Source organism: Chitinophaga sp. (assembly GCF_036569125.1).
Taxonomy (GTDB): Bacteria; Bacteroidota; Bacteroidia; order Chitinophagales; family Chitinophagaceae; genus Chitinophaga.
Window position 1 is genome coordinate 1 of record NZ_DATCRF010000808.1, and the last position, 9,528, is coordinate 9,528.

At 47.7% G+C, this 9,528-nt stretch carries 7 protein-coding genes; 4 read left to right on the top strand and 3 right to left on the bottom strand.

Annotation, left to right across the window (positions count from 1 at the left end):
- Positions 1 to 1,805 (top strand): peptidase domain-containing ABC transporter (locus VIM87_RS29760; protein ID WP_332000496.1); only part of this gene is annotated, 1,805 nt, incomplete at its 5' end.
- A 12-nt stretch (positions 1,806 to 1,817) separates the two neighbouring features.
- Positions 1,818 to 3,095, top strand: coding sequence for an HlyD family secretion protein (locus VIM87_RS29765; RefSeq protein ID WP_332000497.1), 1,278 nt, complete (start codon positions 1,818 to 1,820; stop codon positions 3,093 to 3,095).
- Here the strand turns inward: VIM87_RS29765 and VIM87_RS29770 are convergent.
- On the bottom strand, positions 3,068 to 3,940 hold the full coding sequence (locus VIM87_RS29770; RefSeq protein ID WP_332000498.1) for a sugar phosphate isomerase/epimerase family protein: 873 nt from the start codon (positions 3,938 to 3,940) through the stop codon (positions 3,068 to 3,070). The two genes, VIM87_RS29765 and VIM87_RS29770, sit on opposite strands and share 28 nt — an antisense overlap.
- 127 nt (positions 3,941 to 4,067) lie before the next feature.
- The gene (locus VIM87_RS29775) at positions 4,068 to 4,721 is read right to left on the bottom strand and encodes an NAD(P)-dependent oxidoreductase (protein ID WP_332000499.1); all 654 of its coding nucleotides are present in this window, start codon (positions 4,719 to 4,721) and stop codon (positions 4,068 to 4,070) included.
- 848 nt (positions 4,722 to 5,569) lie between these two features.
- On the opposite strand from VIM87_RS29775, the gene VIM87_RS29780 reads away from it, so the two are divergent.
- Complete coding sequence (locus VIM87_RS29780; protein WP_332000500.1) at positions 5,570 to 7,294, top strand: hybrid sensor histidine kinase/response regulator; 1,725 nt, start codon at positions 5,570 to 5,572, stop codon at positions 7,292 to 7,294.
- On the opposite strand, the gene VIM87_RS29785 is transcribed toward VIM87_RS29780, so the two are convergent.
- On the bottom strand, positions 7,295 to 8,404 hold the full coding sequence (locus VIM87_RS29785) for a terpene synthase family protein (protein ID WP_332000501.1): 1,110 nt from the start codon (positions 8,402 to 8,404) through the stop codon (positions 7,295 to 7,297).
- 210 nt (positions 8,405 to 8,614) lie between these two features.
- Between VIM87_RS29785 and VIM87_RS29790 the strand changes: the two genes are divergently transcribed.
- Positions 8,615 to 9,528: PQQ-dependent sugar dehydrogenase (locus VIM87_RS29790; RefSeq protein WP_332000502.1), on the top strand; the 914-nt coding region annotated here is incomplete at its 3' end.

Below are 9,528 nucleotides of genomic sequence, written 5' to 3' on the forward strand. Positions count from 1 at the left end.
GTATTGTGCTGATGCTGGAACCCACCCCGCTCTTTTACCAGCAGGAGGAAGATGCCGCTGCCCGTAAAGGCTTTCAGTTCCTGTTCCAATATTTAACCCCTTACCGTAAATACATCACCCAGCTGATACTGGGTATGCTACTGGGCAGCTTACTGGCGCTGGTGCTGCCCTTTCTTACCCAAAGCCTGGTTGACTATGGTGTGAACTACCAGAACATGGGTTTTATTCAGCTGGTGCTGGTATCCCAGCTGGTATTGTTTATTGGCACCACCGCTGTTGAAATGATCCGCAGCTGGATACTGCTGCATATGAACAGCCGTATCAATATGTCTATTATATCCGACTTCCTTACTAAGCTCATGCAGCTGCCGATCCGTTTTTTTGATGCAAAAATGATCGGCGATATTACGCAGCGCATTAACGATCATGGAAGGATTGAACAGTTCCTGACCACGCAAACGCTGCATACGCTGTTCTCTTTTGTAAGCCTGCTGGTATTCTCTGTGGTGCTCGGTATCTACAGCTTAAAGATCCTGTTCATCTTTTTGCTGGGCAGCGTGCTGTCTGTTGTATGGATCGTTTTCTTTTTGCAAAAGCGCAAAGAGCTGGACTATAAACGCTTTCAGCAAATGAGCAATAACCAGAACAGCCTGTATGAGCTGATCACCGGCATGCAGGAAATAAAGCTCAATAACTGCGAAACACCCAAACGCTGGGAATGGGAACGTATACAGGCCCGCCTGTTCCGGCTTAATATCAGCAGTCTTACGCTGGAACAGTACCAGCAAACCGGCAACCTGTTCTTTTCACAGCTGAAGAATATCCTCATCTCCTACATTGCAGCGCGCGAAGTGGTGAGCGGGCAAATGACGCTGGGCATGCTGCTGGGTGTGAGCTATATGATAGGACAAATGAACAGCCCATTGGAACAACTGCTGGCCTTTTTCCGCTCCGCGCAGGATGCGCGTATCAGCCTGGAACGGCTGGGAGAAATTCATAACCGGGACAATGAAGAACCGGCAACGGTTACTGATACATTTACGCTGCAAACACCCCTGTTACAAAATGGCGATCTGCAGCTGGACAATCTTTCTTTCCAGTACAGCAGTGGCAGCAGCCCCTATGTGCTGAAAGATGTTAACCTCAATATACCAGAAGGGAAGGTAACCGCTATCGTTGGCAGCAGCGGTAGCGGTAAAACCACCCTGCTAAAAATGCTGTTGCGTTTTTATGAACCGGTAGCCGGCAAGCTGCTGGTAGGGCATACGGAGCTCTCCGGGCTCTCGCCCAAATGGTGGCGGCGCCAGTGCGGCGTAGTGATGCAGGAAGGATTTATTTTTTCAGATACCATTGCCCGTAACATTGCCGTGGGCGATGAAAAGATCAACGAGCGCAGGCTGCTGCATGCCGCACGGGTAGCTAACATTGAAGGTTTTATACAGCAGCTGCCCAACGGTTATGCCACCAAAATAGGCAACATTGGCAATGGCTTAAGCACCGGGCAAAAACAGCGCCTGCTGATTGCCCGCGCAGTATATAAAGATCCGCAATACCTGTTCTTTGATGAAGCTACCAGCGCGCTGGATGCCAATAATGAAAAGATCATCATAGAAAACCTGCAACAATTTTTCCAGGGTAAGACTGTGGTAGTGATCGCGCACCGTTTAAGCACGGTAAAACATGCCGACCAGATCGTAGTGCTGGAACAGGGCCGTATTGTGGAAGTGGGCAACCATCAAACCCTTACCCGTAAAAGAGGAAAATATTTTGAGCTGGTAAAGAACCAGCTGGAACTGGGAGATTAAAAAGAAATTGTTATGCCGCAGTATCAACACCATCATGAAGAAGTACAGGATATTATGAGCAAAATGCCGCACTGGATCGTGCGCCGGGGCATTACCCTGCTGTTTGCCGTTGTTATGCTGTTATTTGCAGGAGCGTATTTTATTCATTACCCGGATGTGATCAGCACCCAGGTGAACATCACCTCTGCCAACCCACCTGTAAAAATAGTAGCGCAAACCAGCGGTAAGATCAGTGAGCTATTTGTGCAGAACAATGCCGCCGTGCAGGAGAACGCGCCCATTTACATCCTGGAAAATGCAGCCCGTTATGCGGATATCCGCCAGCTGCAAACCTTACTGAACCAGCTGGATACTTCCTTTAACCTGGCCCCTACCCTGCGCCGGTTTAACTTTGCGCAGCCTTTGCAGCTGGGCGCCTTACAGGGCGGTTATGCTGCGCTGTACCAGGCGGTGAACCAGTACCTTTTTTTCACGGATAAACATTTTACCACGCAAAAGGTACAACAGCTGCAATCACAGCTAACAACCCAGCACCAGCTGAACGAAGAATTACAACGCAAAGATGTAATGCTGCAGCAACAGCTGATGCTGGAACAAAAGCGTTTTAAAATAGATTCACAGCTGGCCCGGGAAAAAGTAATAGCCCCGCTGGAATTAGACAACAGCAAACGCCAGCTGCTCGACAAACAAATGACTGCAGACGCCACCCGCGCCAACCTGCTGCAAAACAAGCTGCAGCAAACTGAATATTTAAAAACCATTACCGACCTGCAGCAACAATCCCTGCAGCAGGAAAATGACCTGCAGCAAAAAGTGCGGGAACAGGTAAAACAGTTACAGGGACAGCTGGAAGTATGGGAGCAGCAATATTTGGTAAAAAGTCCGGTGGCAGGTAAGGTTAGCTTTTTTAAGTTCTGGAAAGCGCACCAGTTCGTAAGCAGTGGAGAAGCAGTGCTGATGATAGTACCACCGGTGCAGCACTATGTGGCTAAAGCAACCTTGCCGGTGTTTGGCGCCGGCAAGGTTAAAAAAGGTCAGAAGGTATTGATCAAATTATCGGCATACCCCTTCCGGGAGTTTGGCATGCTCCGGGGAAACATCAGCAACGTATCTGCGGTAGCGTTAGACACCGCTTATGCGATGGATATACAGCTGGCAAATGGCCTGTTAACCACGGCCCGGCGGCAAATTCCCTCACAGCCACAATTACCGGGTATTGCTGAAGTGCTTACCAATGATATGAGCATACTGGAAAGGCTGTTCTACTCTTTAAGGCCCAGCAGGTATTGAACGCTTTGCGGCACCTGTGTTTCCACATTGCTGCTTTCGTCTTCAATATAATAATGCTCAATGGCTGAACGTTTGGCAGCTTTCAGCACAGCGGGAATGTTGATCTGCCCTGTGCCAAGCGCCACATCATTTTCCGGGTTGGTACCGCCAGACAGGTTGCCTTCCACTCCTTTCTTCAGGTCTTTTACGTGCATGGCCTTAAAGCGGTTGCCATATTTTTTCAGCAGGGCCACCGGGTCCTGGCCGGGGAAGAACACCCACAGGATATCCATTTCCAGGCTTACGTAACGGGGATTGGTTTGCTGTACAATATAATCGAACAGGGTACCTTTCTCATACGGCTGAAATTCAAAACCGTGATTGTGGTATATGAGGGTAAGGCCATACTGGTCCTTTAATATTTTACCTACGCGGTTAAATTCGGAAATGCCTTGTTTGGCTTCATCCAGCGTTAAGCCGGTTTTGCTGTGCGGAAAGCCGGCCACCCTTACGAATTTGGCGCCTAATGTTTTCGCATTTTTTGCTACCTGGTCGGTTTTGGTGGTCAGGTCTTCATAGCTCACGCCAAAGGATGAGCATTTAATACCCCTTTCATCGATCCATTTACGTATATCCTGCGCCGTTTGGCCAAAAAGGTTAGAGAATTCAATATCTGTAAACCCGTTCTTCTTCACCAGGTCCAGGGTGCCGGGCATATCTTTTGCAAAATCCTTACGGTAGGTGTAAGACACTACACCGGGATGGTTCTTTAACAGGCGTTGGCCTTTTTGAGCATTAGCGGGCTGGTAACCGGTTAGTACTGTGAACAGTAAACAACTGAAAAGCGCTAGTTTCCTTAAGATCATAAGTGGCAATTTATCTGGTTATAGCGCTAATATAATAGTTCCGGGGCAAAGATAGTAGCTGAAAAAAGGCCGTACTGCAAGCAGTACGGCCCCTTGTGTTCCATTGTTCCACCAATCGTTTGTTATATTAATACGCAGCGGTAAAACGCTGACGGATATGTTGCGGATTTTCCAGCTCATCTGCAATTACCACGGCCAGGTCTTCTACTGACAAGCGGCTGCGGTGTTCTGCATCAAACACCGGGTTGTTCAGGGCTGTACGGTAAGTACCTGTGCGGCCGTGAGCGCCGGCAGGGCTCATTTCAATAGCCGGGCTAATGAAGGTCCATTCCAGCTCTTTTTCCTCTTTGATGATATTGAGATAGTCCCTCGCTGCAGTAGCGCCGGGCAGATATGCTTTCGGAAATTCAGGGCTATCTACCAACTGTTTGCCAGGCGCTATTTCCAGGCTACCGGCGCCGCCTATGGTAATAAAGCGTTTTACGCCCGATTGCTTCACGCCGTTTTGAATGGCTTTGGAACCGCTCAGGAAATCATTATACAGGTTGGGATTGGTCCAGCCGGCATTAAATGAGCTGATCACGGCATCCAGGCCGCTTACCAGCGCGGCTACTTCTGCTTCATTGGTTACATCACCCTTTTTTACTACCAGGTTAGGATGCTCTAATGTTAATTTATCAGGATTTCTAACAATAGCGGTTACCTGGTGACCACGTTCCAGTAATTCAGGTAACAGGTGAGATCCTACAAAACCGGTTGCGCCTATGAGAGCTACTTTCATTGTAAATAATGTTTAGTGCTTAAACTGTAATCTTTAATTATACAGTTCAAAGGTAGGCATATTTGTATAAATACCAAATTATTTGCCGGAGGTCCGGGCAATCCGGAAAAGCTGTAACTGGTAATAAGCCATTGTACCGGAAAGTTCCAAAGTGAAAATTCTATCGGAAACGACCGCTCAGGGGGCAATTGCGGCCGTCAAGGTATATAACACGTAAGTGGGTTTTTTATATTTCGCACCGGATTGCAGAAAGCAGGTAACCTTCACGTAAGTAGTAACTGTTCAGGGACAAAGGATGGATGGCCTTTATGTACCGCGGTTTGCCCCACAAAAAATTTAACATAAAATAGCCGGTTTGTAAATGGCATTAATGATGAGCGATAAACAATTGTTTACAAATACTTTACAACATTTTACAATGGTATAGCCCCGCAAAATTTCATAAAAAAAATCCGGGTTAGTTAAGTCCTAAACTTATTTTATCTCGTATATAGGATCATAACATTTCGAGGTTAAGGCTACAATACTCGTTTTGTTATCATATTTTAATGACATTATCAAGCTTCCCCGGTCTTTCAAGGCCGGGGAATTGTTTTACAGGGGAGATGCAGCCGGTGGCTTTTGTAATTATAAATTCTGTAAATTGAGTTGGGATAATACAATTTTAACAGCACCCCGGCATTTAATATCGTATGTCGATCATTAGCCTATCAGATATTTGGGGCTGCAACTGCTATTTACTATTGCAACATTAATAGGTACCGAAAAGGTAGTAAGGGACAATCTATGCCGTTTTAGCAAGTTTAGTATAAAGTGTTTCCCTGAAAATTACCTACAAACAAACTGTTATGAAAGCGCATCAAATATGGCGTTCCATTCGCAGAACCGGCACTAAAGGAGTGGCTGATGAGGAGCTTGCGCAACGGATCATGATGGTGAACACCCTCAGCTTTTCACTCTGCTGCCTGGCCTTCCTGGTAGGCAGCGTTTATTTTATATTATCCGGGAAACTATCGATCCTTATACCGGCCAGCATTGAATGTGTACTGGCTGCTACTGCTATTGTGCTGAACCATTACCGGCACTATCATGCAGCAGCGCTGGTCACCTTTTTTGTTCAATGCATGGCCTCCATTTATTTTGGGTTGCTGTTAGGCAACGTAATTGAGCTGCAGGCAATGGTGATCTTTTTATTCCTGATCACCTTCCTGCTTTTCAAAAGAACCAGTACCCGGGTGATCTGTCTGGTCTCCTCTGTGGTGATCCTGATGATCATTGAAGGCAACTATTACTTCCATTTTATTAAGCAGGTTCCGCTGGACCTTCAGCTTACTGTTATTTTCAAAGCCTTGTCCATCGCGGGGGTATTGCTGGTGATCGTGGTGGTGGGCAGGCCCTATGTGCTTAGCAAGGACAGGCTGCACAAGACCAATCATTTCAAAAAGATCTTCATTTACCAGGTTACCCATGAACTAAGGACCCAGCTGAATGCGGTATATTATATAGCCCAGCTGATCAAACGTGAAATAAGGCTGGACCCGCACCTGAAAAAGATCAATCCCTACATTGATCTCCTGTTCACCGTAGTGGGCAACACCCGCAATATTATCAATAATGTGCTGGACATGTCAAAGATAGAAGCGGGTAAAATGGAAGATGTGCAGGAAGAAGCTTTTGAGATAGATGCCTTCTTTGAAAGGCTGATGGCCGTACATAAGGTTACCGCCAAAACACGGAATATACAGATCCAGCTGCAGATAGATCCTAAAATGCCGCCGGTAATTATATGCGACAGCTTTAAGCTGAGCCAGGCCATTGCCAACCTGTTAAGCAATGCCGTGAAATATGCGGACCGGAACAGCACCGTATTTTTGAAGCTTAACAAAAACAATGCGCAAACATGGAGCATACAGGTGGTGAACAAAGGGCTGGGGATTGAGGCCGATAAGCTGAGCGCCATTTTTGAACTGTTTGTAACCAATAAGCCTAACCGTTATACGGAAAGTACCGGCCTGGGACTGTTTATTGCCCGGAACATGGTACATGCGCTGCAGGGCGAGATCCATGCGGAAAGCCAGCCCCAGGGCAATACCACCTTTACCATACAGCTGCCTCTGAAACCCGGTAAGGTAGCGGATGTGCATGAAAACCAGGAAGAAGATATTGACCTGAGCCATGTACATATTATGGTAGCGGACGACAATGAAATGAACAACATTCTTTTCTCCAAATACCTGAGCATGTGCGGCTGTACTATTACCAGTGTAAATAATGGTGTGGAAGTGCTGCAAAAGCTGGAGCAGGAACGCCGCCTGCCGGATGTGATACTAATGGATCACAAGATGCCGGAAATGGATGGAGAAACTACCCTGCACCATCTGAAAAAGGACCCGCGGCTGCAAAATATTCCCGTGATCGTATGCACAGGCAGCTTTGAGTTCCAGGAGCTGCTGATGCAGGCCGGCGCCAGCGATATTGTTATCAAACCCATTGACCAGCCTTCTTTATTCAAGGTGATCAGCCAGCACCTACCCCATTTTAACGAGATAAGCGCCGGCTCTCACCCTGTGTAGCTATTGTGGCGCTAATACGCCCGGGATACGGGTTTCCACAAAAATGGAATCTGCTGATTTATAACGCTGGGTATATACCTGCCAGATCCAGGATGCCTGCACACAGCGCTCTAAACCCTGCAGGTGCGATAACATCAGCGGCTCCTGCTGCACTTCCGTTTTAATATAATCCATTAATGCCAGGAACTCTATCAGCTGGTTACGCACAATACCTGCCGCCTGCCGGATGCCTTCTTCCAGGGTAAGCGCAGGCTGGTTGCATAAGATCACCATTACCAGGTTGGAATCCGCACCGTTGCGGATCACTTCTTTTTCAAAAGAGAACAGATCGTTCATTAAACCGCCAATAGCTGCAGTAATATCGTGCAGCCGTTCCAGTTGTTTACGGATGCCCCTTTCCGTAAGCCAGTCCCAGTCCAGGAACAGCCCTTCACTGTATTCAATAAACTTTACAACGTGATGCATGCCGGACAAATGGCAGCGGCTGTCAATGTACTCATCCACGCTGGCCAGCTTGCCGGCAGCATTCATGTTACAATCCTTATGCGCTACATAAATGTGCCAGGAGTACAGACGCAGGAATTCTTTAAACCAGGCCATGGGCGAGGTATCGCGGATATAGGTTAACACTTCTACGTTGGCCTGTTCAATTAATGTAACATGGGGCTCATCCATGTACAGGTCTGCCTTTAAGCTGTACATTCTTTTTTTCATTTGTGTGGCAGCTTCCTGCCGGGCGGGAGTAAGATGGGCAAAAATATCGCGCCCCATCGTGTCGTTCAGGTAATAATCAATGGCCAGGTTTTGTACGATGGCCCGCATCCGCTCCAGGCCTGCATTGGGATACAGGAAAGTGGCGCAGCTGATGTAATGTGCGGCATTATCCAGCCAGATACCGTACTGTTCCCCAAATACCCGCGCCTCCTGCAGCAAAGGCTGGATCTGCGGATGCGGGCTGAATGTCTGGCAATAATCGTTTAAGTTAAACCCCTCAAAGTTGAACAGCTCCAGCAGCGAGAACCTGGGAGCAGCTCCCGTTAAATTGCTGTACGATTGTTGTACGCGCGCCAATACAGCAGCGCTGGTCTGTTGACGATTGTGTGTAAACATGACTGATTGATTTATGGTTATTGTAAATGGTTATTTCTAATGGCTACACTCTAAATAAATGGCTATGCTCTGAATAAACTGGGATGCTTCCTGGAGTTAAATCATGAATAAGTTACGCAATTTAATAACGTGTATCTGGCTCTTTTTGCGGATTGCCCAAACTGTAGCGGGCATGCCTTTTGCGTTGCTTACCAGGTAAATAGTGTTGTTATGAAAATGATACCTTCCGTTATACTTTGGGGCTTGTTACCATGCGCTGTTCTGGCGCAAAAGCAGCAGGACGGTTTGCCGGCGCCATATGCCACCAAATCGGTGAAGAATTTCAGCAAGGTGGTCGGTTGGGAAGAAGGGCAGCAGCCTAAAGCGCCCAGTGGATTTACCGTAAGCCTGTATGCCAATGACTTAAAGAATCCACGCTGGACCTATGTAACGCCTAATGGCGATGTGCTGGTGGCAGAGGCCAATACCATTAAGAATACCCTCATGCAGGCCGGCGCCGTAGTGCTGGGCGCTGCCAAGGCCGAGAATATGAAAAAGAGCGCCAACCGCATCTCCATTTTACGGGATACTACAGGCGATGGGCACCCGGATATTAAAGAAGTGTTCCTGGAAGATCTGAACCAGCCTTTTGGAATGCTTATTATGAATGGCTACCTGTATGTAGCCAATACAGATGCACTGCTGCGTTTCCCCTATCAACCCGGGCAAATGAAAATGGAAGCCCCCGGAGAAAAGGTACTGGACCTGCCTGCTGAAGCGCCTAATCAGCACTGGACACGTAATATTATTACCAATGCAGACAGTTCCAAAATATACATTGCTGTAGGCTCTGCCAACAACATGGGAGATAACGGTAAAAAAGTGAACCCTCGCAGGGCTTGCATACTGGAAGTAAACCCCGATGGCCAGGGGGAACGCGTGTATGCCTCCGGCCTGCGTAATCCCGTCGGCATAGCCTGGGCGCCTGGTACCAAAACATTATGGGCAGCAGTGAATGAGCGCGATGAGCTGGGTGACAACCTGGTGCCGGATTACCTGACCAGCGTAAAGGACGGCGGCTTTTACGGCTGGCCTTACTCCTACTTCGGGCAGCATCCTGATCCGCGTATTGAAACGCCCCGCCC